Consider the following 25506-nt stretch of genomic DNA (forward strand, 5'->3'; position numbering starts at 1 on the left):
ACCTCAGCGGATGATGCCACGGGAAGAGTTTTCCAGTGAGTGAATCAGCGGCGCCACTTCTTCACAGCTCTGCTGCAGCACGCGCAACTCATCCAGCGCCTGCGCGACCGTGAGCCCCTTGCGGTAGATCAACTTGTACGCCTGTCGCAGCACCATAAGCGCATGCTTGGAAAAGCCCCGACGCTTCAAGCCTTCGAGGTTGATACCGTGCGGCTCAGCCGTATTGCCACTGGCCATGACGTAGGCGGGAATATCCTTGAGTACCACGGTACCGGCACCACACATGACATGGGCACCGATATGACAGAACTGGTGCACGGCCGTAAACCCGCCCAGTATGGCGTGATCGCCCAGGTGCACATGCCCGGCCAGGGCTGCATTATTGGCCAGAATCACGTTATCCCCCACCACACAGTCGTGCGCCACATGGGCATACGCCATCAGCAGGTTATGGCTGCCAATGCGTGTCACGCCCTGGTCCTGAACCGTGCCGCGGTGAATGGTGCAGCCTTCACGGATCACATTATGGTCACCGATCTCAAGCCGTGTGGGTTCACCGGCGTACTTCTTGTCCTGACACTCTTCGCCAACCGTCGCAAACTGGAAAATCCGGTTGCCCTTCCCGATTCGGGTCGGGCCCTTGATCACGACGTGGGACTCGATGCGCGTACCGGCCCCGATTTCCACACCAGGTCCAATCAGCGTCCAGGGGCCGATTTCGACATCGTCGGCAATCGTGGCCGCGGGATCGACAATCGCTTGCGGGTGAATCAATGTCACACCTTTCTATCTGCACAAAGGATGGTTGCACTGCTGACGGTGTCACCTTCCACGCTGGCACGAACGTCAAACTTCCAGATACCACGACGCTCGGAAATGACCTTGGCTTCCAGCTTCAATTGATCACCCGGGACCACCGGACGCTTGAAGCGCAGGTTGTCGGCACCTACGAAGTAATAGATGGAACCGTCTTCAGGCCCCTTGTTCATGGTTTTGAAGCCCAATACACCGGCGGCCTGCGCCATGGCTTCAACAATCAACACACCCGGCATGACCGGGTGATCCGGAAAATGGCCGTTAAAGAAAGGCTCGTTGACCGTCACGTTCTTGATTGCGGTGATCGACTCACCCGGCTCCAGAGCCACGACCCGGTCCACCAGCAAAAAAGGATAACGGTGGGGCAGGTATTTCCGGATCTCTTTAACATCCATCATGTTTTTGACCTTCAGTAGAATGCTGTTCTCTAGCCTGTTCCAGTTTACGTACTCGCTGCGCCAGTTCATCCAGCTGACGGAAGCGAACCACATTGCGTTTCCATTGCCTATGTGGCTCCAGACCCGTGCCGGAAGAGTACACGCCAGGCTGTTTGATCGACCGACTGACCAGCGTCATGGCCGTAATATGGGTATCATCGGCGATTTCCAGGTGACCTGTAATGCCGGACAAGCCCGCAATTGTGCAGCGCTCGCCAATTCTAGTGCTTCCTGCCACCGCGGTACAGCCCGCCATGGCGGTATCCCGACCGATGCTCACGTTGTGCGCAACCTGAATCTGGTTATCCAGCTTAACGCCCGCTTCAATGCAGGTATCATCCAGTGCGCCACGGTCGATGGTCACACCTGCCCCGATTTCAACACGATCACCGATCACAACCCCGCCCAGCTGGCAGATCTTTTCCCAGCCAGTATCAGAGCGCGCAAAGCCAAAACCATCGCTGCCGATCACGGCCCCGCTGTGGATCAGCACATCAGTGCCGATTCGGACGTTGGGGTACAGCGTCACGTTGGCCTCCAGGCGGCTCCTGTCACCCACCCGGGCGTCGCGCCCCACCACGGAACCCGGACCAATCACCACGCAATCACCAATATCGGCCCCGCTTTCAATCACGGCATGAGGCCCGATTTCGGCTGTCGCAGCAACTCGAGCGCCCGGATCAATCACCGCTGTCGGGTGCACACCAGCCTTGACAGCAGGGCGCCAGTCAAACAGCTGGCTGGCGCGTGCAAAGGCCAGATAGGGGTCTTCAACCTCAATGCAGGCTACCGGGCATTGATCGCGGAATTCCGGCGACACCAGCACGGCACCTGCGCGCGTACTGTGCAGGTCGCTCAGATAACGTGCATTAGCGAAAAAGGAAAGTGAATCGGGGCCTGCCGACTTCAATGTCGACAGGCCCCTGATCCGTTTGGCCGGATTACCTGACAGGTTGCCTCCCAGCCGGGCGGCCAACTCTGACAACTGATAGGTATTGTGCATACCCAACTGTTACTGCTGGTTCAGAAGGTCAATCACACGAGAAGTCAGATCGGCAGACTCTGCAGTGTAGACGGTCGCTTGTTTGGACAAAATGACATCGTAGCCTTCTGATTCGATCAGGGAGCGGATCGCCTTATCCAACCGCGGTCGCATTTCAGCAAAGAAAGCCTTCTCACGCTCACCGCGCTGCTGCTGCAGCGCCTGCCCACGACGCTGGTATTCGCCAAATGCCTTCTGGAACTGCATCCGCATCTGTTTCAGGTCATCTTCCGATGCAAGACCGGCATTTTTTTGCAGCTTGTCACGCAACTCACGCGCCTGTTTTTCCAGGGAAACCAGCTGCTTTTCGTCGTCTGCGAACTCCTTCTTCAACTCTTCTCGAAAGCTTTGTGCTGCATCTGAACTGAGCAAAGCTTCTTCCACACCGAGAACCGCCACCTTTTCAGCCATAACCTGTGAACTGAACAGTACCAATACAAATGCGGCAACTCGCGTAAAGTAATTCATACAATCTCCTTAGAACGTCTGGCCCAGTGCGAACTGGAATACTTCAGTATCATCATCGTCCTTGTCGTTTAGTGGCATACCCAACGAAATCGACAACGGACCAATTGGGGTCAGCCAGCTAACCCCAAGCCCAACGGAGTACCTCAGATCTCCAAGATCTACCTTATTGTCACAGCTGGCCTGGCTGCTCAAGCAGTCAGTGGAATAGACGTTACCAGCGTCCATAAATACCAGACTGCGCCAAGCGCTTTTATCCCCTACAAAGGGCATCGGGAAAATAAGTTCGGCACTGCCGGTCATCAACAGGTTGCCCCCGAATGGATCACCGTTGGAATCCTGCGGCCCAAGCGAGTTATTGGCAAAACCTCTCACATTTTTCAAACCACCCGCATAAAAATGTTTAAAGAACGGGTAAGCATTGTCACCAAAGCTGTCGCCATACCCCAGACGGCCTCGCAGTCCAACAACCCAGGTTTCATCATCATTCATGGGTTGGTACCACTTATTCCGGTAGTTAGCCTGCATATAGGCCAAGTCACTTCCCGGAATGGAAATCTCTACGGATGCCCCCTGTGCATAACCGCGGGTGGGGAAGAACCCACGGTTCAAGCGGTTATCGCTCCAACCAGCCGTTAGTTTCCAGTTAAGGAAATTATTACCTTCCTTATCAATATAATCTCTTACTTCCTGAGCGGTCTGAGGGAACGTATTCAGTTTGATAAACTCGATATCACCGCTGAAGCTCAAACGCTGGTAGTCATCAATTGGGTAGCCGAAGGTAACACCGCCACCCGCTTCATCGGCCGTGTAGGAGCTGATGTCATCTTCCTCGTAATCGCGCTCGCGGAAGTAGACATCAAACCCTCGGCTGACGCCATCAACGGTGTAGTAGGGGTCCAGGTAGTTGAAGCTGTATTCAGTCCGGGTGGAACTATTCGATATATTGAAGCCAACCTTCTTGCCGCTGCCGAGGAAGTTATCCTGCTGCCCCCCCAGGTCGACAATGATGCCATCGTTCTGTGAGAAGCCGATACTGGCCGTAAACTGGCCGGACTGCTGCTCTTCAACCGTATACTCCAGGTCCACCTGATCATCGGTACCGGGTACGGGGCGTGTTTCCACGTTGACCGTCTTGAAGTAGCCGGTCTTGTCCAGGCGGGTCTTGGAACGTTCGATGTCACGCGTTGATGCGATACCGGCTTCCATCTGCTCCAGCTCACGGCGGACGACCTCGTCGGCGGTACGGGTATTCCCCTTGATGCTGATCCGGCGCACGTAGGTCCGTTTACCCGGCTCAAGGAAGTACTTGACCGACACGGTATTGTCATCGTGCAACTCGGGCACCGGGCTCACGTTGGCAAACATGTACCCCTCATCGCCCAGCAGGCGTACCAGCTTATCCTGGCTCCGTGTCATTTTTTCACGCGAGAAAATCTGCCCCGGCTCCAGCGTAATGGCACTTTCCAGCACATCCTGAGGCACGACCATTTCACCGGCGACTGATACGTCTCGTACGCTGAACTGCTCGCCTTCGGAGATGCTGACGGTGATATAGATATTTTCCTTGTCAGGCGTAATGGATACCTGAGCGGAGTCGATACTGAAATTGGCATAGCCGTGGTCGAAGTACCAGGAGCGCAGGCGCTCCAGGTCACCCGTCATCTTTTCTCGGGCGTATTGGCCATCCTTGGTGTAGAAAGACCAGAAGTTGGGCAACTTGAGGCTAAACAGCTCTTTCAGCTCTTCATCGGTAAACACCGTATTACCGACGATATTGATGTGCTGAATGGTCGATTCCTGACCTTCGTTGATGTTGATATTGAGCTGAACACGGTTACCGGAGAGCGGCTCCACATCCGTGGTAATATTGGCACCGTAGCGGCCCTGAGAGGTGTAGACACGCAGCAGATCCAGGCGAATCTGGTCCAGCGCTGCGCGGCGGAAGACATCACCTTCCTGCAAGCCTGACTGTTTCAGACCCGCCAGCAACTGCTCTTCCTTGATGATATCGTTGCCCTCAATGTTGATCAGCGCAACCGAGGGGCGTTCCTTCAGCTTCAGCACCAGCACGTCGCCCGTGCGCTCGACCTCGATATCGGCAAAATAGCCGGAGCCGAACAGCTCACGTACTGCATCAGACAACTGGTCACGAGTCAGGCTGTCACCGGCGTTGACGGGAAAGTGACGAAACACGATTCCCGGCTCTACCCTCTGCAGGCCTTCCAGCTGTATGTCATTAACCTCAAACGGGAGTGCCGCAGCTTGCGCCTGCGCCATCCATAGCATCGATACGAAAAACAGACCCAGCTTGCGTTTCATGCAGTACTTCTTACTTATATGGCTAACTGATAGGAAAACTGGCTCACGTCAGAATAACCGGGCCAGATCATTGACGATGGCCAAGGCCATCAGGCTGAACAACAACGCCATGCCAATTCTCAATCCCAGCATCTGCACCTGCTCACTGACGGGACGTCCCCGCACCAGCTCAACGGCGTAGTACAGCAGGTGACCTCCATCCAGCATCGGTATCGGCAGCAGGTTCAGCACGCCGAGACTGACACTCAGATAGGCCAGAAAACTGATGAACGACTCCAGCCCCGAAGCGGCCGAAGTTCCCGCCACTTTAGCAATGGTTATCGGGCCACTCAAGTTTTTTACCGAGATGACCCCGGCGATCATTTTACCGATTGACTCCAGCGTCAAGCCAATCATCTGACCTGTCTTCTCCACACCGGCTACCAAAGCCTCCACAGGGCCATAGCTCAGCGTTCGCTGCATATCGGCAGGCATTTCAAAGGGCGCAACCCCCGCCCCTATGTAGCCTTTTACTGCGCCATCCGGCATCTCTCGGCGTCCCGGCACCAGCACCAGCGACCGCTCCTGTCCCTGCCGCTCAATCATCAGGTCCAGTCGTGTATCCGGTGAGGCCTGAATGACCTCAACCAGTGCCAGCCAGTCACCAATGGGCTCGCCATTGACGGAGAGGATTCTGTCACCACTTTCAAGGCCCGCTGCCACTGCCGCCCCATCAGGCAACAACTGACCGATAATCGGCGGCACTTCCGGGCGCCAGGGCCGAATACCAACCGCCGTCAGGGGCGACTCTCGCTCAAGATCCACATCCCACTGCTCGATGGGGACACGATAGGTACGGGCCACGCCACGGGCAGGCTCGCCCACCGTCATTTCGATGGCGCCGGTTTCGCCTACATGGGAGGCCAGACGAAGATTGATTTCGTTCCAGGACTGTACCTCACGCCCGTCAACCGCCAGCACTTCCTGCTGAGCCGGAACAGAGGCACGATCAGCCGGGGACCCCGGTACAATTTCACCAATAACCGGGACGACAACACTGATACCGGACAAAAACAGCAGCGCGTAGGCCAGAACAGCAAAGGCCAGGTTGACCAGCGGGCCAGCCGCCACGATGGCGATGCGCTGATAAACGGACTTGTTGTTGAAGGCCTGGTCCCGCAGCGATTCGGGCACATCCCCTTCGCGCTCATCCAGCATCCGGACGTACCCACCCAAGGGAATGGCGGCGATGGCGTACTCGGTCCCGTCACGCCCTTTACGCATCCAGATGGGGCGACCAAACCCCACTGAAAAGCGCAGCACCTTGACCCCACAACGGCGGGCAACCCAGAAATGCCCCCACTCATGGATCGTCACCAGCACGCCCAGCGCGACCAGAGTCGCCAACAATGTCTGCAACAGGTCCATCGGCTTGTCAGATACCCCAAATCAACGTCAGTCCGACTGCAAAAACAGGCGCAGCTGCCGTAAGACTGTCGATACGATCAAGCACGCCACCATGCCCGGGCAACAGCCGACCACTGTCCTTGATGCCCCGTTCACGCTTGAGCATGCTTTCCAGCAGATCGCCCAGCACAGAGGCCAGGCCAGTCAGCAGCGCCAGCACTGTCAGTTGGACGGTTGCAACAAACGGGAGTTCCAGCCAAAGCGAAAAAGCCAGCCCGATCAGTACACAGGTGACAAGCCCGCCCCAGAGCCCCTCGCGAGTCTTGCCGGGGCTTACGGCCGGCAGAAGCTTGTTGCGACCAAAGCTCTTGCCCGCCGCATAGGCACCGATATCGGCCCCCCAAACCAGCAGCAGGAGCATCAACAAGAAGGCCAGACCTCCCTCATTATCTCGCACGGCCAGCATCGCATACCAGGCGGGCACCAGAGCCAGAAGACCAAACAGAATACGCATGGGGTTTTCGCAGAAGCGGGCACTGACGGGGTACTTCAGCACCAGCAGGAGCGCTGCACACCAGAATGCAACGGCAAGCCATACAGCCAGCTGCGCCAGCACAGGCGAGGCCATCAGCCCCCACATCGCTGCCGCCATAACACCCAACAGCAGGACACTGCCACGCGCAGACAGACGGCACAGGTTGGCCCATTCAAGACCCCCGTAGCAGAATACGGCACCCAACACCCAGGCAAGCCAGTACTGTGGCAGCAGGAACAGGGCCGCCAATGCCAGAGGGGCAAGCAGGGCAGCGGTCAGAATGCGTTGCTTCAGCACGACTGGTCGGCCTCCACCTGTTCACTGGTGCGACCAAACCGGCGTTCACGCGTCAGGAATGACTGGATGGCCTCCATCATCTGGGCCTTGCCAAACTCGGGCCAAAAACAGGGGGCGAAGTACAGCTCGGTATAAGCAAGCTGCCAGATCAGGAAATTACTGATCCGCTGCTCACCACCGGTGCGAATACAGAGGTCAGGCGCAGGCAGGTCGGATAGCGCCATTTCACGTCCCAGCAGCTCTTCATCGATATCCGCAGGGTCCAGCTCACCGGCCTGACAGCGCTGCGCCAGTCGACGCGCCGCTTCCGTGATATCCCAGCGCCCACCGTAGTTGGCGGCGATATTCAGACACAGCCCGGTGTTATCGGCGGTTTCAGCTTCTGCTTCACGAATTCGCGCCTGCAGCTCCGGACTGAAGCGACTGATGTCGCCAATGATGCGCAGACGGATGTTGTGCCGCGCCAGCTTTCGCACCTCGTTATTGAGGGCGCGCATGAACAGCTGCATCAACCCCTTTACTTCCAGCGCGGGCCGTTTCCAGTTTTCACTACTGAAAGCAAATAACGTCAGTGCCTCGACACCCTGCTCCACGCAGCACTCAATGACGGCACGAACACTGTCGACACCTGCCTTGTGGCCCGCAAGCCCGGGCAGGTGGCGCTGCTTGGCCCAGCGGTTGTTGCCATCCATGATAATAGCGATGTGCCGAGGCATACTGCGCCCCGGCGGTATGGTCAATTGCTGATCAGAAGCCATGCAGATCCGTAGCGGGGCACGCCCCGCCTGTCAGGTTAGATTTCCATCAGGTCTTTTTCTTTTTGTGCCAGCAGGCTGTCCACCTCACCCACATACTTGTCAGTCAGCTTCTGAACCTGATCTTCGCCGCGACGGCTGTCATCTTCGGAAATATCCTTCTCCTTCAGAAGGTCCTTGATGTCCCCATTGGCATCACGGCGAATATTGCGGATCGCAACACGGGCATTCTCGGCTTCGGCGCGCGCCTGGCGAATGTAGCCCTTACGGGTTTCTTCAGTCAGCGGCGGCATGGGCACACGGATCACATCACCCGCCGTACTGGGGTTGAGGCCCAGGTCAGACTTCATGATCGCCTTTTCAATATCCCCAACCACTTTCTTTTCCCAGGGAATGATGGTCAGGGTACGTGCGTCTTCAACCGACACGTTGGCAACCTGCTGGATCGGCACATCAGAGCCATAGTAAGAAACAGTGATCGAGTCCAGAATGCTGGGGTGTGCACGCCCGGTACGGATCTTTTTGAAGTTCTCTACCAGGGAATCAACACTTTTCTGCATGCGGCTGTCCGCATCATTTGTAATCTCATTAATCATTGTTTTCTCCAGCCGTTGAGCCGCTATCAATCAGAGTTCCTTCATCACCGCCAACCACGAGGTTTACCAGTGCGCCCGGCTTGTTCATATTGAACACCCGCACCGGCATGTCATGATCGCGTGTCAGACAGATGGCTGTCATATCCATAACACCCAGCTGTCGCTCAAGCACCTCATCAAATGTCAGGTGCGAATAACGGGTAGCTTCAGGGTCTTTCATCGGGTCTGCCGTGAAAACACCGTCAACCTTGGTTGCCTTGAGAACCACATCCGCTTCGATCTCGATACCGCGCAAGCAGGCGGCAGAGTCTGTCGTAAAAAACGGATTACCGGTTCCGGCAGAAAAAATCACTACATCACCCTGGTTCAGATAACGCAGGGCATTACGGCGGTCATACTGATCGACCACACCGCTCATCGGGATAGCCGACATGACACGCGTGGCAATATTACAGCGCTCCAGCGCATCTCGCATCGCCAGTGCGTTCATCACGGTGGCCAGCATTCCCATGTGATCACCGGTCACCCTGTCCAGGCCCGCAGCACTCAGCGCCGCGCCACGAAACAGGTTACCCCCGCCGATCACCATACCCACCTGGACACCAATACCCACCAGCTGCCCGATTTCGAGCGCCATACGGTTGAGCACCTTGGGATCAATCCCGAAGTTCTCATCCCCCATCAAGGCTTCACCGCTCAGCTTCAGCAGCAGTCGCTTGTATCTGGATTGTTTATCAGTGGCAGGCATGTTCAGTCTCCGCGCGGACGAAATGGCAAAAGTGTAGCAGGAAAGCAAACGGCCGGGCAGAGAAGCCCGACCGAGGGGCGTTGCGCAATCAGCCTTTCAGCTGTTCAGCAACTTCAGCCGCGAAGTCTTTCTCTTCGACTTCGATACCTTCGCCCACTGCAACGCGAACAAAGGATACAACTTCAGCACCCGCATCCTTGACCATCTGACCGACAGTCTGGTCCGGGTTCTTGACGAACGGCTGCTCAACCAGGCTGTTTTCAGCCAGGAATTTCTTGATGCGGCCGCCAGCCATTTTTTCCTTGATCTCATCCGGCTTGCCTTCCATATCCGGCTGCGCCATGATGATTTCTTTCTCGCGCTGCAGCTCTTCTTCCGGCATATCTTCCGGACGTGCAACACGCGGGTTAACAGCGGTTACGTGCATGGCAACATCACGCGCGGCTTCTGCATTACCACCTTTCAGCGCAACCAGTGCAGCCAGACGGTTGTTGCTGTGAACGTAAGCATCAACCACATCACCTTCTACCAGCATGATGCGACGAACGCTGATGTTCTCACCGATTTTCTGAACCAGTGCTTCACGCGCAGATTCCAGCTCGCCTTCCATCAGCGCAGCCACGTCAGACTGCTTGTCAGCGAATGCCTTTTCCAGAACGGTGTTTACGAAGCCCAGGAAGTTTTCGTCACGCGCAACGAAGTCAGTCTCTGAGTTGACTTCCAGCGCCAGCGCGTAGCTGTTGTCGTCAGCCACTTTAATGGCAACCACACCGTCAGCGGCAGTACGGCCAGCCTTCTTGGCTGCCTTCATGCCGGATGCCTTACGCAGATCATCGATCGCTTTCTCGATGTCGCCTTCAGCTTCAACCAGCGCCTTCTTGCACTCCATCATGCCCAGGCCGGTACGCTCACGCAGTTCCTTAACCATCGCTGCAGAGATATTCGCCATGTCGCATTCCTCTCTATAATCGCTTGTATTCAAATCCAAAAAAGGGGAGCCAGGCCCCCCTTTCAATATCCGGTTACACTAGCGGCTCAAGTTGTCAGCCCGATTACTGAGCAGCAGCTTCAGCGTCAACCTCAACGAATTCGCCTTTGTCGCCAGCGTTTGCAGATGCACCTTCAACGCAGGCATCAGCAACAGACTTCACGTAGATCTGGATTGCACGCAGAGCGTCGTCGTTACCCGGGATCACGTGGTCGATGCCATCCGGGTTGCTGTTGGTATCAACAACACCGATCACCGGGATACCCAGCTTGTTGGCTTCATTGATGGCAATGCGCTCATGCTCAACATCGATCACGAACAGTGCGTCCGGCAGACCACCCATGTCCTTGATACCACCGATGGACAGCTCCAGCTTGTCCATTTCACGGGTACGCATCAGGGCTTCTTTCTTGGTCAGCTTCTCGAAAGTACCGTCCTGAGACTGGGCTTCCAGGTCACGCAGACGACGGATAGACTGACGGATGGTTTTGTAGTTGGTCAGCATACCACCCAGCCAGCGGTGATTAACGTAAGGCATGCCAGCGCGAGCGGCTTCCTCTTTGATCACTTTGCTCGCAGCACGCTTGGTACCGACGAACAGGATCTTGTTCTTGTTGCTGGCCATGTTCTGAACCACATCCAGGGCGTTGTTCAGCGCCGGCAGGGTGTGTTCCAGGTTGATGATATGGATCTTGTTGCGCGCACCGAAAATGAACTTGGACATTTTCGGGTTCCAGTAACGCGTCTGGTGACCGAAGTGAACACCTGCTTTCAGCAGGTCACGCATGGATACTTTTGCCATTGTGGTAAATCCTCTAACGGGTTATAACCTCCACATATCCCATCGCCCAACCGCATGACGGCACCCAGGACGGATGTGTCGATATGTGTGTGTTGTGTTGATTAAATTCAGAGCTGCCGGGGCACCTCTTTCGGGAGCGCGATTTATAGCATAGACCTGGGTGTTTTTGAAGTACTCTTTGGCGCCAGCCCCGCGCTTTAGGTACAATAGTTGCCCAACATCAATTGGCCGCTGTTGAGAGTGGTCCACTTTCTCTGCAATTCTCGCGAGACGCTATGACTATCAAGATCAAGACCCCTGAAGAGATCGAAAAGATGCGTGTTGCCTGCCGGCTGGCAGCTGAGGTTCTCGAGATGATCGAGCCTTACGTCAAGCCCGGGGTGACCACCAATGAGCTTAACCGTATCTGCCACGACTATATCGTGAATGAACAGCAGGCCGTGCCGGCGCCGCTGAACTATCACGGGTTTCCCAAGTCGATCTGCACCTCCATTAATCAGGTGGTCTGCCACGGCATCCCCAGTGACAAGAAATTGAAAAACGGCGACATCATCAATATCGACATTACCGTTATCAAGGATGGTTACCACGGCGATACCAGCAAGATGTTCTACGTGGGTGATGTTGCACCGCATGCACAGCGCCTGTGTGAGGTGACCCGGGAATGCATGCTGAAGGGTATCGAGCAGGTCCGTCCCGGCGCTCACCTGGGCGACATTGGCGAAGTCATTCAAAAGTATGCCGAAAGCCAGCACTACTCGGTCGTGCGTGAGTACTGCGGTCACGGCATTGGGGCTGAATTCCATGAAGACCCGCAAGTGCTGCACTACGGCAAGGCCGGTACCGGCGAAGAGCTGAAAGAGGGCATGATCTTCACCATCGAGCCGATGATCAACGCCGGCAAGCGCCATGTGAAGCTTAACAAGCGTGATGGCTGGACGGTCGAAACAGCCGATCGCCGCCTCTCGGCGCAGTGGGAGCACACGGTCCTTGTCACGGCTGACGGATATGAGATCCTGACCCTGCGAAACGAAGAAAAAGCCGCCTGAAATCACGAGAGAGCCACCATGACCCGACCTGCTCAGCCGCTTGCAGCCGTTCCCGACATGCTGGATCCGGCACAATTGGAACAACAGCTCAAAGCCGGCGAGCAGCCGGCCGTCAAGGTGCTCAAGCAGGCGCTGAGAACCTCTCAGGCACGCATGGATGAGGCTTTCCGTGCCGGTGATGACATCCGCCGACTCATCTATGGCCGTGCCTGGGTACTGGACTGCATTCTCAACCTTGCCTGGAACCAGTTCGAGTGGCCTGGTGATGACCAGGCAGCACTGGTCGCCGTTGGCGGCTACGGGCGCGGCGAGCTGCACCCGTATTCCGATGTGGACATCCTGTTGCTGTTCAATAATGCCAATCCGGAAGACTGGCATGACAGCATCAGCGGCTTTCTGACATTGCTCTGGGATATCAGCCTGGATCTGGGCTCCAGCGTTCGCACCCTGAACGAGTGCTATGACGAAGCCCGTAACGACATTACCATCGCTACCAACCTGATCGAATCGCGCACCATCGCCGGCAACCCCTCACTGCAGGCCGAGATGTATGAGCGCGTCACCTCGGAAGGCGCATGGACCGACAAGGAGTTCTTCAAGGCCAAGCTGGCCGAGCAAAAGGAGCGCCACGAGAAGACCAACAACACCGAATACAACCTGGAACCCAACCTGAAGACTTCTCCGGGTGGACTGCGCGACATTCAGACCGTCGGCTGGGTGGCCAAGCGCCATTTCGGTGCGACCTATATTCGCGACCTGGTCGACCATGGTTTTGTCACCGAGTCCGAGTTGGACACCCTCAACAAGGGTGAGCTCTACCTCTGGACCGTGCGTTATGCCCTACACATGCTGTGCAAGCGCCGTGAAGACCGCCTGCTGTTCGATCATCAGCGCAGTCTGGCTGCCTACTTCGGCTACGAGGACCAGGAAGGCTCGCTGGCGGTTGAGCAGTTCATGAACAAGTATTACCGCGTGGCCATGGCCATGTCGGAGTTCAATGACATGCTGCTGCAGCACTTCGACGAAGCGATCCTGCGCATCGATGACGAGCAGAGCATTCGACCGCTCAACAACCGCTTTCAGGTCCGCAACGACTTCCTTGAAACGGTCTACGACAAGGTGTTTGAACACCACCCTTTCGCGATCATGGAACTGTTCGTACTGATGGCACAGCACCCTGAAATCAAAGGGGTCAGAGCCTCGACCATACGTCTGGTCCGTGACCACCGACACCTGATCGACGACGAGTTCCGGCACGATATCCGCAACACCTCCCTGTTCATGGAGCTGTTGCGCTCACCCGAAGGGGTTTCCACCGAACTCAAGCGCATGAACCGCTATGGCATTCTCGGCCGCTACCTGCCGGAGTTCGGCAAGATCGTGGGTCAGATGCAGCACGACCTGTTCCATATCTACACCGTGGATGCGCATACCCTGAAGGTCATTCAGAAGATGCGTCAGTTCCGCCACCCGGAGTACCGGGAAAAGTTCGCCATCGCGCACCGTATCGTCAACCAGCTGCCCAAGATTGAGCTGCTGTATATCGCCGGGCTCTACCACGACATCGCCAAGGGACGTGGCGGCGACCACTCGGAGCTGGGTGCCGAGGATGTCATCAGCTTCTGCCGTCGACACCACCTGGGCAAATGGGATACCCATCTGGTGGCCTGGCTTGTCCGCAACCACCTGAAGATGTCGATGACCGCCCAGCGCCGTGACATTTCCGACCCGGAAGTGATCCACAACTTTGCTCTGGAAGTGCGTGATCTGGTGCATCTGGATTACCTGTACGTCCTCACGGTGGCGGACATCAACGCTACCAACAACACCCTGTGGAACAGCTGGCGGGCAACCCTGCTGCGCCAGCTCTACATGGACACCAAGCGCGCCCTGCGCCGCGGTCTGGAGAACCCGATCAACAAGGAAGACCGGATCGAACAGGTACAGCATGAGGCCATGCTGCTGCTGTCACGCAAGGGAGTGCCGGAGGAGGAGGTCCTGGACTACTGGGATCTGCTCGGGGATGACTATTTTCTGCGCGAAGATGCTCACAATATCGCCTGGCATACTCAGGCCATCCTTGAGCATGGTGACAACCCGCTGCCACTGGTCCTGATTCGCAAGACGTCATACCGCGTGTTCGAGGGCGCCACCGAGATCTTCATTTACAGCGAAGACCTGCCCACCCTGTTCCCCGCTACGGTCGCGGCCATGGACCAGCTTAATCTGAATATTCAGGATGCACGCATTATTCTGACGGACCATGGCCGCACGCTGAACACCTACACAGTGCTCACCGATGACAACCAGCCTCTGTCGGAAAACCCGGAGTACCTCGCCCATATCCAGCAGCACCTGACCGAGGAACTGGATGACCCAGAGGACTATCCCGACATTATTCAGCGCCGCGTGCCACGCCAGCTCAAACTGTTCACGACCCCCACCCGCATGACGCTCAGCAATGATCCGGTGGCACAGCAGACCGTGCTGGAAGTGATCACCCCGGACCGTCCCGGCCTGCTGGCGCGTATAGGGCGCATCTTTGTGGAATTCGACATTTCGGTACGCAAGGCCAAGATTTCCAGTATCGGCGAGCGCGTGGAAGACTTTTTCTTCATTACCGACTCGGACAACCAGCCGATCAGTGACCCTGACCTCTGCCGCCGGCTGCAGCAGGCCATCTGCGAGCAACTGGATCAGCATGTAAACTGAACACCAAGAGACAGCCACGCTGTCTCTTTTTCGTTACAGCGGCTCTTTTTTGCTAAAGTTGCGTGCCAGATGACCGATACAGTCTATTGTTTTCAATGGGCATAGCCGTCCCCGAAGTCGATAAGGAATGTGTGGCTTATGAACAACATCATCAAGTTTTCCACCCTCGCGGGTATCGCCCTGCTGATTTCAGGCTGTGCCCCCTACGCCTACAACACCTGCGCCAACTGCCAGGCACCGGCCCAGCAAACCTACAACAACGCCATCACACAGTCCGCAGCAGGCGTTGATGATACCCAGGTGATCACTGTAACCGGCTACGGCGCCCCCAAAAGCACCTTCGAAAACCTGGTACAACGCCGCCTGATGGCTCTGCGCGCGTCCGAAGTCGACGCCTACCGCAAGATCGCCGAGCAGATCTCGGGCATTCAGGTCGTCGGTGATACCCGTGTGGATGACTTTATTGCCGACCGCGACCGCCTGCGCACGTACATCAACACTTTTGTACAAGGTGCCGCCATCACCGAGCAGGAATTTCAGCCGGATGGCATGGCCGTCACTACCATGTCACTCAAGATCAGTCGCAGCCGCATGCTGCGCATGCTGGAGCAGGAGCGCCGACGTCACTCCATGGGCGGGAGCCTGCCCAGTGGCGGTGCCTTCAGCTTCGGCACCAGCTTTGCACCACGCTACTGATCTTCGGCAACGCCCCCGGGAGTGCCTGATATGCGCCTGAAACACCTCTGGCCACTGTCTCTCGTGGCCTTCGCCGGCATTCTGTCGGCTGCACCGGCCAGCTATGAGGTCCAGCGGGGTGACAGCCTGTCATCCATTGCCGCGACCCATCTAGGCAGTGCCGACCGCTGGCGCGAGATCTGGGCACTGAACCCCGATATTCGCCAGCCGGAGCAGCTGGCGGTGGGCATGCGCTTGAAACTGCCGACAGAGGGTGAACCCGTCAAGGCAGAAACCGCTCCGGACGCGCCCGCCCCCCCCGAAGCCGGCACTGAGATAGAGCGTCCCGACCCCATCCAGGTGATGGCACTTGATCTGATTCGGAGCGGCCATGTGGACCGGGTGCGGCGCGATTACCGTCTGCTGGACAACACGCCCAACAGTATTCGCATCCATGCGGTGCGCCAAGAAGCCGACGGTCTGCATATCTACTCTGATGATCTGGCTGGCCGAACGCTGCAACGCCGGGAATACGGCGTATTCCAGCAGAGTACCGAACCGGTACAGACACAGACGCTGGAGTTGAAGCGCGTTGCCACGGCACGCCCGGCACTGCACCGAGACAACCTGGCCAGCTTCCTGGTCACCGCCAGCAATGAGCGCCCGCGTGAAGATGCAATGCTGCTGCCCCTCACACGCGCGCCCTTCCGCATTCAGCCCAGCTACCCCGACCAGACCTTTAACGCCCGTGTGGCCAAGGCGCTGTACGAACAGCCCGGCGGCTTCCTGCTGGTGCTTGAACAAGGCTCTGACAACGGCCTTCAGCCGGGCCACCTGCTGCGTATCGAGCCTCAAAACCCGGTCAGGAGCGAACACGAAAGTCTGATTGAATACCCAAGCCGCCCGACTGGCTGGGCCATGATTATCGATACCAGTACGTCATCCAGCCTTGCGCTGGTCATGAGCGCCCAGCAGGTACCCGCCGTGGGTGACCGACTTCACTGAAGCGGTCGACCGCTGCCCCAGACATAGGGCTCAGGTACACCATGGCGAAAACGCGCGCACAGCAGTGTTCGCGTCAATCGTCCGCTCTCGTTCAGCCTCAAGCGGCCCGTTTCGCCCTCAAAATAGCCCGGGACGCCCGCCTGCATTTTCCCCAGCGCCCGATAGACTGAGCCGGCATCAACCCCCAGTGCAAAGAACACACTGGAAGACGTGACCCCTTCCCGCTGCCTGAGGCGCCAGGGCATGTCACAGAAACGTATACCCTCCAGGTCACGATCCCGGTTGGGGTCGGGTGTCCCCGAAAACAGGTGGGCACTGGCATATACCGGCAGGTTGCCGGCATGCAGGTAATCCAGCACAGGCTTCACCAGGCGCGCCTGCTCCGGCCGCGCAATCAACAGCACCGCATCCACATCCTGCCTTCGCCGAGGCGTCAGTTGCGCCTCCGTCCCGGTTATCTGCTGCAGCAGCATGCCTCTGGCGCGACTGGCATCCAGCCCCAGCCAGCGGCTCAACTGGCGCTCCAGCGCCTTGAGCTCGGACTCGAAGCGCAGCCTCCCCAGCGGAACCATCCCGTTTTCCTTGAGCTGCTGCTCGGCCCACACAAGCAGGGGCTCAACCCAACCCTCACCGGATGGTGCCAGCAACAGGATGCGCTGACGCCCTTCCCGACTCATCAGCTCGGCCAGCTGCACCAGTTCCTGATCAGACGCCAGATCAAGTTGAAAGCCGTTAAAGGCCCGCTCACCGGTACGATTCAGAGCCAACACCGCGACCGGCAAAGCCTGATTGAGCCGAGTTGAAAGCCCGGGCTGCAAGGGGCCCACGACCAGATCGACCCCTTCCTGCTGACTGAGTCGTCCGATCAGGCTGGAGGGATCACGAATGCCGGAGGTATCCTTCACGGTGAGATCCGGTATGGCCATTCCACGCTGACGGTCCCACTCCAGAGCCGCACGGATGCCGGCCAGTACCGCCTGCCCTTCGGATGCAAACGTCCCTTCCAGTGGCAACAGCACCCCCATTGAGCGAATGACGTCTGGAAGCGCCATGCGGGCTACCGACGGACCCTGCAACAGCGACAGCCAGTTTGAGGCCGGGTGGTGGTACCAGTCACGCTTCCAGGCATCCAGCTGAGCGGCACGCTCACCCGGCGGAGCCAGCCGATAGCGACGCGCCAGCTCAAACCAGCCCTGCTCAAAGTAGTTGTTGTCCTGCGCCTGACTTAACTCGATCAGCTCCAGCGTGGATACCCCCTGAAGCGCACGCCAGATGCGCTCGAATCCAGCCGCGCCCGACAGCGCCCCCTCCGCTTCGATGCGGGCACGCAGGTCCGGCATACCCTCTGCACCGAGCCCGCCAGCCCAGAGCAGAAGCACGCTGATCAGCCATCGGCAGATGCTTCTGCGCATGACCCCACTCCCCCTTCGCTCTCTCATTCGCACGCCTGTTACTGCTTCGACTTCCCCGTTACAATCAAACACATCCTTGCAACTTGAGCCACGGTCGCATGAAACATTCTTTCAGGGTCTTGCTTCAGACGCTAGCAATCAGCTTCAGCCTGACATTAATGGCCAACCTGGCCCATGCCATCGCCGTTGAAGCGACAGGGCAAGCCCCATACTCTGGAGAGGACCCCGGTCTGTCGCGCCAAGAGGCGCTGGAGCGTGCCATGCAGCAGGCATCTATTCGTGCCTCCTCCTGGCTCAGTTCCACACGCCAGGTACGTGATGGGATTATTGAAGTCGATACGCTCAGGCTGCGCAGCCTGGGTCAGGTCAGCAATGTGCGCGTGATCGATGAAGAGATTCGCAACGGACAGATCAGCGTGACCATCATTGCCGACGTTGACATCGCTCAGGGCTGCAAGGACAGCCAGCCGGAAACGGCGTATCACAAATCACTGGCCGTCACCCACTTCCCGCTGGAGCGCCCCGGCGATGCCCGCAACGGCCAGCTGCAGGACATTCAGCAATCTTTTGCCACCCTGCTGGCATATGAGCTGCGCCGCAGCAGCAGTTTCAATGCAATTGACGCCGGCGAATTGAACATTATCGGAGCCCCTCAGCTGGCCCCGGTCAAGCGCCTGCCGGAAGGCACCCTTACTACCGTGCTGAACGACAGCGAGCAGCACAACGTTCAGTACCTGGTCAGTGGCGTTATTCGCAGCCTGGCCCCTCACCATCCGACCGGTCCACGTGAACCCAACGTGCTGATTGACCTCTACCGCCAGGCCGATGTGCAAGAGCGCTTCGACAAACGGGATTTTGTGCTGGACCTGTTTATCCACGATGCCCTCACCGGTCACCTCAAACACCAGCAGCGTTACCACATGAGCGCTGACTGGGACGCCGACAGCCATGCCGCCGTCGGTTTTGGTACGCCAACCTTCTGGCGCCAGCCATTTGGGCAGCAGATGCGCTCCGTTATTCGCGCTGTCAGCAACGATATCCAGCTGCAGCTGGCCTGTGAGCCCTTCCGCGCACGCATCGTCCGCACCCGCGACAACCAGGTCTGGATCAACGCCGGTGCCCAGGATGGCCTGGCAGAAGGGGATCGCCTGAGCGTGTATCGACGCTTCACCCAGTATGGGCTCGACGGGGAGACCCGCCTTGAACTGGAAAACACCGGCTACAGCCTCACACTGGACAATCTTCAGCCCAACATGAGCCGAGGCACGCTTGAACTGCCGGCAGCAGGCCTGAACATCCAGCGTGACGATATTGTAATCGCGCACTAGGCCGCTTAATCTTGCGCTTTTGCCGGATGTTTAAGGAGTATACCCCCCATGCAGAGCGAACTCTTTGTTGAGCTGGAAGGAAAAATTGAGGGATTGATCGAAGAGGTCGAACTGCTGCGTCTCGAAATAAGTGAGCTGCGCGAAGCCAAGTCGGCACTCGAACAGGAGCAGTCTCAGACCGAAGAACAGCTCAAGCGCATGCTGGGCAAGTTTGACCGCCTCAACGACAGCACCAGCCTGTAACAGCCATACCCTGCGCGCAGCCCCACCGGAGCTGCGCGCTCGCTAGAGTGTTTACTGAGTGCCGCGAATCTTGATCTCCACACGGCGGTTCAACGCACGCCCTGCATCCGTATCATTGCTGGCCACCGGATAACGCTCACCCAGCCCGCGGGCATCAAGCCTCAGGCTGTTGACACCCACCGAGTTCAGATAGCGCGCCACGCTGTTGGCACGTCGCTCCGACAGGCGCTGGTTGTACTCGAACGAGCCGGTCGAATCGGTAAAGCCCTCCACCGCTACCTGAGTGCGGTCGAACTTCATCAACACCTTGGCCACCGAATCCAGTACCGGATAAAACGATGGCGCCACACGATCACTGTCGGTCGCGAAGGTAATGTTGCCGGGCATGATCAGGCGGATGCTGTCACCGACACGCTCGACTCGCACGCCGGTACCCTCAAGCTCCTGACGCAGCAACATCTCCTGACGGTCCATGTAGTAACCGATACCGCCACCCAGGGCACCCCCGATCGCAGCACCCGCCAGCGCGCCCTCATTACGGTCGCCCTTATCGGACACGGCCGCCCCCAGAACCGCACCGGCTACGGCCCCGATACCTGCACCCTTGGTCGCATTCGAGGTCTTGGACTGCTGGGTGTAGGGGTCAAGGGTGGTACACCCGCCCAGAGTCAATGTGGTGAGGGCTGTCGCCAGAATCAGCTTTTTCATGTTTCCTCCTGAATACCCATGTGCTCCTCGTCGGAAGCGAGATGCCGACTGTTTACCTCAGCATAGCTGAATCCGGGATGAAAAACAGAACCAATGATCGGCATCAAACAGCGCTTCAACGCTGGCCAGTGGTCACTTCAGGCGATAAAATGCGCTGTTATCCCTAATCGTCATCTGCGTCACCACCCCGAGGAGTTTCTCTTGTCTCAACTGCCTGTCATTGTCGGTTTTGGTGGTATCAGCCCCGCTGGTCGTACATCTTTTCATCAAGGCTACCGCCGTCTGGTCATGGATCGTCTCGATACCGCCAGTCGCGAGGAAATGCTGGTTGACCTTGCCACTCTGACCGGACTGGCCAGTCTTGACGACAGTGGACAATTCAAGCTGGGTGACGCCCTGATGAGCCGAGACGGACTGGCGGCCGCCATCGAGCAGCAGGTACGTGAGCGTACCCTGATCCGTCGCATTCACCCGGACTGGTTTGATGTCAACGCGGTCATGTTCAACCGCCCGGCAACCGCAAAACCCGCTGAAGCCCCCCTCACCTTCCGTCTGCGCAACCGCCATTTGCCGCAGGTGATCCCCTCCAATTGGCAGGTGCGCGATCTGGGCGCCAGTCAATCGGAAGTGACCATCGATGGCAACTGCGACCTGATTTTCCCGGATACCAAGACGGCACTGGTACAAAGCGCCGGCATGCTGCCAACCGGCTTTGAGCCCGGCAAGCTCTACCAGTCGCGCAACCATCCGCGCGGCTTGCAAATGGCGGTCTATGCCGCATCGGACGCCCTGCGCTCCATGGGCATCGATTATGACGGACTGCTGGACCGGCTGGCCCCGGATCAGATTGCCGTGTTTGCCAGCAACTCCATTGGTCAGCTGGACGACCTGGGCTTTGGCGGCTTGACCAAGTTCCCGGCGCTGGGCAAGCGCACCACCTCCAAGCAGATGCCGCTGGGCTACGCCCAGATGCCAGCCGATTTCATCAATGCCTACCTGCTGGGCAACGTGGGCACCACCGGCGGCGCACTGGGCGCCTGTGCCACCTTCCTCTATAACCTGAAGAACGGCGTTGAAGCGATCCGCAGCGGCCAGTGCAAACTGGTACTGGTTGGTGGCAGTGACGCACCGGTGACCCCCGAGATCATCGAAGGCTTCCGTGCCATGGGCGCACTGGCCGAAGACAAGCAGCTGATGGCGCTGGACGATCTGGCTGAGCTGGCAGAGGAGCACTACCGCAAGGCCTGCCGACCGTTCGGTAACAACTGCGGCTTCACCATGGGTGAATCCAGCCAGTTCCTAGTGCTGATGAGCGACGACCTGGCGCTGGAGCTGGGCGCTGACATTCAAGGCGCCGTAGCCGACGTATTCGTCCACGCCGATGGTCACAAGAAGTCAATTTCGGCACCGGGCGTGGGCAACTACATGACACTGGGCAAGGCGGCTTCCCTCGTGGGCACCCTTCTGGGTGAAGAGTCTCTGCGCCAGCGCAGCTTTGTGCAGGCACATGGCACCAGCACCCCTCAGAACCGGGTCACCGAGTCCCACGTCATCAATGAAACCGCCAAGGCATTTGATATCCCGGCCTGGACCGTCAGCGCCGTCAAGGCCTACCTGGGCCACTCTCAGGGCACCGCAGGCGGTGATCAGCTGTTCGCCTCTCTGGGCGTATGGAAACACGGTCTGATTCCCGGCCTCACCACCACCCCCGAGGTCGCCACGGATGTGCACGGCTCCAACCTGAACCTGCCGCTGCAGCACCTGGAGGTGGGTATCGAAGGGATGGACTCGGTGCTGATCAATGCCAAGGGGTTCGGCGGCAACAATGCCAGTGCCGCCGTACTGGCACCGCACGTGGCCGAACAGCTGCTCAGCAAACGTCACGGCGATGCGGCCATGACCCAGTGGCGCAAGCGTCGTGAGCAGGTACGGGAACAGGCAGCCGCCTACAACCAGTCGGCCGTCAACGGACAGGCACGCCCGATCTACCGCTACGATCACAATGTACTGACCGGTGAAGACCTGCAGATCAGCGCACAGGAAATTCGCCTGCCCGGCTACGCCAAGCCGGTATCACTGAAAGTGGATAACCCCTACAAGGACATGTGCTGATCGAAAGGCGTACACAGGAAACCCTCCCATTTGCGTCAGCCGTTTCGCTGGCAGGGCGGGCAGGGTTTTCTGTTACACTCGGCCCATTCCAATGAACAAACAGGATGTTGCCATGAAACGTTTGAGCCTGCTGGCCGGGGTAGTAACACTGAGCGGCTGCATGAGTTTGGGTGGCCTCCAGGGTAACCCGGATGAGCCTTTTTACACGCTGGATACACGCCAGCTGAGCCTGTGCAAGGGCACCTCGCGTACCTGCATGGATCTGTCCTATATCGTATCTGTTCGTGCCCGGCTGAAACCGATTGAAAACCTCTACGGCCAGACGGTGTCGGGTCCCAACTACCCATTGACCCTGGCCCGAATGCTGATGAACCCGCCGGAAGGTGCGTATACTGTTGAGCAAGTCGATGATGATGGTCGCTACATCAGATTGGGTCGCAGCGAGCATACCAAAAGGGTATGGGAAACGCTTGACCAGGCCATCGACAGCCTTTACGACTGACCCGGATCCAGGCCCAGCACCTGTGCCGCATTGGCACAGGTTCGGGTCAACAGCTCTTCCAGCGATATCCCGCGCAAAGCGGCCAGATGTGCCGCCACCACAGCCACCTGACCAGGCTCGTTTCGCTCTCCCTGATGCCCCTGCAGTGGCATGTCAGGTGCATCCGTTTCCAGCACCAGCCACTCCAGCGGCAACTCGGTTGCCAGCCGTTGCAGTTTGCGCGCCCGATCATGGGTGCAGGCACCACCGAAACCGAGTTTAAAGCCCAGCCTGGCATATTCACGTGCCTGCTGCTCACTGCCGGAGAATGCATGCACAATGCCGGCTCGCGGCAGTTCAGCCCGCCGAAGCTGTTTCAGAACGGCATCATGCGACCGAACCGCATGCAGCAGCACCGGCAGATCATGCGCCTTGGCCAGTTGCAGCTGGGCAACCAGAAGTGACTCCTGCTGCCGTACATCCGGCTGACCGGATCGAAAGTCCAGCCCGATCTCACCCACCGCCACAACCTCTTGCCGATGAGCTTGCAACGCTTGCTCAAGGGCTGTCAGCGCGGATTCAGGGTCGTGGGAAAAACAGGGGTGCAGCCCCAGGGCCGGATAAAAACGGGATGAAGCCGCACAGAGATCGAGGACGCGCTGAACGTTATCCACAGTGACAGAGGGGACGATGATCGCCCCTACCCCAGCCTCCAGCGCCCGCTCGATGACGGCGTCACGGTCGGTATCGAAGTCGGGGAAGTCGAGGTGGCAATGGGTATCAATCAGCATGCTCAGAGTATGGCATAGAATGCATGCAGTGATGACCACCCTGCCATAGCCACACACCGACACGCCGTTCGCGGCTTTCGCCGCTATACATCCCTGTAGGCTCGACAGCGCCATCCATGGCGCTGTCGGTCGGCCTGGTGGCCATGGCAGGTCTCCCGGAGAGCTGGCCCCGAAATACCGGGGTGCCCGGGGAGATCAGTGCTCCCGCGTCGCGCGGAAGCGAACCTCGGGCCAGCGCTCTTCCGTCAGGGAGAGGTTGACTCGGGTCGGTGCCAGATAGGTGAGCAGACCTGCGCCATCGTAAGCCAGGTTCTCATGTGCCTTGCGCTCAAAGTCACCCAGCATCTTCGGGTCATCACACTCGACCCAACGCGCTGTCTGCACACTGATCGGCTCGTAGAGGCAATCGACCTTGTATTCATCCTTCAGACGGAACACCACTACGTCAAACTGCAGCTGACCCACCGCGCCCAGAATCAGGTCGTTGTTTTTCATCGGCTGGAACAGCTGAACGGCACCTTCCTCCGAAAGCTGCTTCAGGCCCTTTTGCAGCTGCTTCATTTTCAGCGGATCGGTGGGCCGTACACGGCGGAACATCTCGGGCGCAAAGTGCGGGATACCCGTAAACTTCAGTGACTCACCCGCCGTGAACGTATCCCCGATCTGGATGGTGCCGTGGTTGTGCAGGCCAATGATATCGCCCGACCAGGCCTCCTCCACGTTCTCACGATCCCCTGCAATAAAGGTCACGGCATCGGCAATGCGTACATCCTTGCCGGTACGTACATGCTTCATCTTCATGCCACGGGTGTAGCTGCCGGAGCAGATGCGCATGAAGGCGATGCGGTCACGGTGCTTGGGATCCATGTTCGCCTGAATCTTGAACACGAACCCGCTGAAACCCGCTTCATCCGCCGAGACTTCACGCGTTTCGGTCGGACGTTGCGGCGGCGCCGGTGCCCACTCGACAAAGTCGTCCAGCATCTCCTTGACGCCAAAGTTGCCCAGGGCGGTGCCAAAGAAGACGGGCGTCATCTTGCCGGCCAGATAGGCTTCCTGATCCCACTCGTGACAGGCCCCCTTGACCAGCTCGATCTCGTCCACGAAATCGTCATACTCGTCCTCAAGTAGCGCGCGGGCTTCGTCCGAGTCCAGCCCCTGAATGCGCTTGTCTTCCGGCAGCTGATGCCCCTGACCCGGGGTAAACAGGTGGATGGTGTCCGTGTAGAGGTTGTATACACCCTTGAACCACTTGCCCGAGCCGATCGGCCAGTTCACCGGGGCGGCCTCGATCTTCAGCACCTCTTCAATCTCATCCAGCAACTCGATCGGATCACGAATATCGCGGTCCAGTTTGTTGACGAAGGAGAAGATCGGCGTGTCACGCAGGCGACAAACGTCCATCAGCTTGATGGTACGCTCCTCGACACCCTTGGCGCCATCAACCACCATCAGGGCAGAATCAACCGCTGTCAGGGTCCGGTAGGTATCTTCCGAGAAGTCTTCATGCCCCGGGGTGTCCAGCAGGTTTACGATGCGGTCGTTATAGGGAAACTGCATCACGGACGAGGTAATGGAGATGCCACGCTCCTGCTCCATGCTCATCCAGTCGGATGTCGCATGACGATCACTGCCGCGCCCCTTGACGGTCCCCGCCACCTGAATCAACTGCCCCAGCAGGAGCAGCTTCTCGGTAATGGTGGTCTTACCGGCATCGGGGTGAGAGATGATGGCAAAGGTACGGCGTTTGGCGACTTCCTGGGATATGAACATGGACTCGGGTCTTACCTTGTGGTCAGAA

Annotated in this window: 24 protein-coding genes; 8 read left to right on the forward strand and 16 right to left on the reverse strand. The window is 58.1% G+C overall.

From position 1 onward, the window contains the following. Positions 1-3 precede the first annotated feature (3 nt). From lpxA to rpsB, 12 genes are all read right to left on the reverse strand, one after another. Positions 4-774, reverse strand: coding sequence for an acyl-ACP--UDP-N-acetylglucosamine O-acyltransferase (lpxA, locus tag H9C73_RS05190; RefSeq protein WP_209286738.1), 771 nt, complete (start codon positions 772-774; stop codon positions 4-6). Between the two features lie 2 nt (positions 775-776). Further along, a complete protein-coding gene (gene fabZ, locus H9C73_RS05195) occupies positions 777-1214 on the reverse strand; it encodes a 3-hydroxyacyl-ACP dehydratase FabZ (RefSeq protein ID WP_209286739.1) in 438 nt (145 codons plus the stop codon). After that, the gene (lpxD, locus tag H9C73_RS05200) at positions 1201-2256 is read right to left on the reverse strand and encodes a UDP-3-O-(3-hydroxymyristoyl)glucosamine N-acyltransferase (RefSeq protein WP_209286740.1); all 1056 of its coding nucleotides are present in this window, start codon (positions 2254-2256) and stop codon (positions 1201-1203) included. Before lpxD ends, fabZ begins: the two co-directional genes overlap by 14 nt. A gap of 9 nt (positions 2257-2265) precedes the next feature. Further along, complete coding sequence (locus tag H9C73_RS05205) at positions 2266-2706, reverse strand: OmpH family outer membrane protein (protein WP_236014093.1); 441 nt, start codon at positions 2704-2706, stop codon at positions 2266-2268. 66 nt (positions 2707-2772) lie between these two features. Continuing rightward, entirely contained in the window at positions 2773-5082 is a 2310-nt protein-coding gene (gene bamA, locus H9C73_RS05210; protein WP_209286742.1) for an outer membrane protein assembly factor BamA, read from the reverse strand. Between the two features lie 48 nt (positions 5083-5130). Continuing rightward, positions 5131-6489, reverse strand: coding sequence for a sigma E protease regulator RseP (gene rseP, locus H9C73_RS05215; protein WP_209286743.1), 1359 nt, complete (start codon positions 6487-6489; stop codon positions 5131-5133). A gap of 7 nt (positions 6490-6496) precedes the next feature. Beyond that, positions 6497-7300 carry a phosphatidate cytidylyltransferase gene (locus tag H9C73_RS05220; RefSeq protein ID WP_209286744.1) on the reverse strand — a complete coding sequence of 268 codons (804 nt, stop codon included), beginning with the start codon at positions 7298-7300 and terminating at the stop codon, positions 6497-6499. Then, positions 7294-8058 (reverse strand): polyprenyl diphosphate synthase, encoded by a 765-nt coding sequence (gene uppS, locus H9C73_RS05225; RefSeq protein WP_209286745.1) that lies wholly within the window; start codon positions 8056-8058, stop codon positions 7294-7296. Before uppS ends, H9C73_RS05220 begins: the two co-directional genes overlap by 7 nt. A gap of 35 nt (positions 8059-8093) precedes the next feature. Continuing rightward, positions 8094-8651, reverse strand: a complete 558-nt coding sequence (frr, locus tag H9C73_RS05230; RefSeq protein WP_209286746.1) for a ribosome recycling factor — start codon at positions 8649-8651, stop codon at positions 8094-8096. Then, positions 8644-9399 carry a UMP kinase gene (gene pyrH / locus H9C73_RS05235; protein ID WP_209286747.1) on the reverse strand — a complete coding sequence of 252 codons (756 nt, stop codon included), beginning with the start codon at positions 9397-9399 and terminating at the stop codon, positions 8644-8646. Before pyrH ends, frr begins: the two co-directional genes overlap by 8 nt. 88 nt (positions 9400-9487) lie before the next feature. Further along, entirely contained in the window at positions 9488-10348 is an 861-nt protein-coding gene (tsf, locus tag H9C73_RS05240; protein ID WP_209286748.1) for a translation elongation factor Ts, read from the reverse strand. Positions 10349-10451: 103 nt separating this feature from the next. Then, positions 10452-11189: a 30S ribosomal protein S2 gene (gene rpsB / locus H9C73_RS05245; protein ID WP_209286749.1), complete on the reverse strand. Its 738-nt coding sequence runs from the start codon at positions 11187-11189 to the stop codon at positions 10452-10454. 275 nt (positions 11190-11464) lie between these two features. On the opposite strand from rpsB, the gene map reads away from it, so the two are divergent. The 4 genes from map to H9C73_RS05265 all read left to right on the forward strand — a co-directional run bounded on the left by map (position 11465) and on the right by H9C73_RS05265 (position 16630). Beyond that, positions 11465-12238 carry a type I methionyl aminopeptidase gene (gene map, locus H9C73_RS05250; protein ID WP_209286750.1) on the forward strand — a complete coding sequence of 258 codons (774 nt, stop codon included), beginning with the start codon at positions 11465-11467 and terminating at the stop codon, positions 12236-12238. A 57-nt stretch (positions 12239-12295) separates the two neighbouring features. Beyond that, the gene (locus H9C73_RS05255; protein ID WP_209286865.1) at positions 12296-14950 is read left to right on the forward strand and encodes a [protein-PII] uridylyltransferase; all 2655 of its coding nucleotides are present in this window, start codon (positions 12296-12298) and stop codon (positions 14948-14950) included. Between the two features lie 138 nt (positions 14951-15088). Further along, a complete protein-coding gene (locus tag H9C73_RS05260; protein WP_209286751.1) occupies positions 15089-15646 on the forward strand; it encodes an LPP20 family lipoprotein in 558 nt (185 codons plus the stop codon). 30 nt (positions 15647-15676) lie between these two features. Beyond that, entirely contained in the window at positions 15677-16630 is a 954-nt protein-coding gene (locus tag H9C73_RS05265; RefSeq protein WP_209286752.1) for a LysM peptidoglycan-binding domain-containing protein, read from the forward strand. Here H9C73_RS05265 and H9C73_RS05270 read toward each other — a convergent pair. Beyond that, positions 16624-18042 carry a penicillin-binding protein activator gene (locus H9C73_RS05270; protein WP_209286753.1) on the reverse strand — a complete coding sequence of 473 codons (1419 nt, stop codon included), beginning with the start codon at positions 18040-18042 and terminating at the stop codon, positions 16624-16626. The genes H9C73_RS05265 and H9C73_RS05270 overlap by 7 nt on opposite strands. 98 nt (positions 18043-18140) lie before the next feature. Here H9C73_RS05270 and H9C73_RS05275 point away from each other — a divergent pair, with 98 nt between their 5' ends. Continuing rightward, a complete protein-coding gene (locus H9C73_RS05275; RefSeq protein ID WP_209286754.1) occupies positions 18141-19370 on the forward strand; it encodes a flagellar assembly protein T N-terminal domain-containing protein in 1230 nt (409 codons plus the stop codon). A gap of 48 nt (positions 19371-19418) precedes the next feature. Beyond that, entirely contained in the window at positions 19419-19613 is a 195-nt protein-coding gene (gene zapB / locus H9C73_RS05280) for a cell division protein ZapB (RefSeq protein WP_209286755.1), read from the forward strand. Positions 19614-19664: 51 nt separating this feature from the next. Here the strand turns inward: zapB and H9C73_RS05285 are convergent, their stop codons facing one another. After that, complete coding sequence (locus tag H9C73_RS05285) at positions 19665-20321, reverse strand: OmpA family protein (protein ID WP_209286756.1); 657 nt, start codon at positions 20319-20321, stop codon at positions 19665-19667. A 201-nt stretch (positions 20322-20522) separates the two neighbouring features. On the opposite strand from H9C73_RS05285, the gene H9C73_RS05290 reads away from it, so the two are divergent. Then, positions 20523-22433 (forward strand): beta-ketoacyl synthase, encoded by a 1911-nt coding sequence (locus H9C73_RS05290; RefSeq protein WP_209286757.1) that lies wholly within the window; start codon positions 20523-20525, stop codon positions 22431-22433. 112 nt (positions 22434-22545) lie between these two features. Beyond that, a complete protein-coding gene (locus tag H9C73_RS05295) occupies positions 22546-22935 on the forward strand; it encodes a hypothetical protein (protein WP_209286758.1) in 390 nt (129 codons plus the stop codon). Here H9C73_RS05295 and H9C73_RS05300 read toward each other — a convergent pair. Both H9C73_RS05300 and H9C73_RS05305 read right to left on the reverse strand, forming a co-directional pair. Beyond that, positions 22926-23705 carry a TatD family hydrolase gene (locus H9C73_RS05300; protein ID WP_209286759.1) on the reverse strand — a complete coding sequence of 260 codons (780 nt, stop codon included), beginning with the start codon at positions 23703-23705 and terminating at the stop codon, positions 22926-22928. The genes H9C73_RS05295 and H9C73_RS05300 overlap by 10 nt on opposite strands. Before the next feature lie 195 nt (positions 23706-23900). Continuing rightward, the gene (locus tag H9C73_RS05305) at positions 23901-25478 is read right to left on the reverse strand and encodes a peptide chain release factor 3 (protein WP_209286760.1); all 1578 of its coding nucleotides are present in this window, start codon (positions 25476-25478) and stop codon (positions 23901-23903) included. Positions 25479-25506: the final 28 nt, after the last annotated feature.

Source organism: Marinobacterium alkalitolerans (genome assembly GCF_017776525.1).
Taxonomy (GTDB): Bacteria; Pseudomonadota; Gammaproteobacteria; order Pseudomonadales; family Balneatricaceae; genus Marinobacterium; species Marinobacterium alkalitolerans.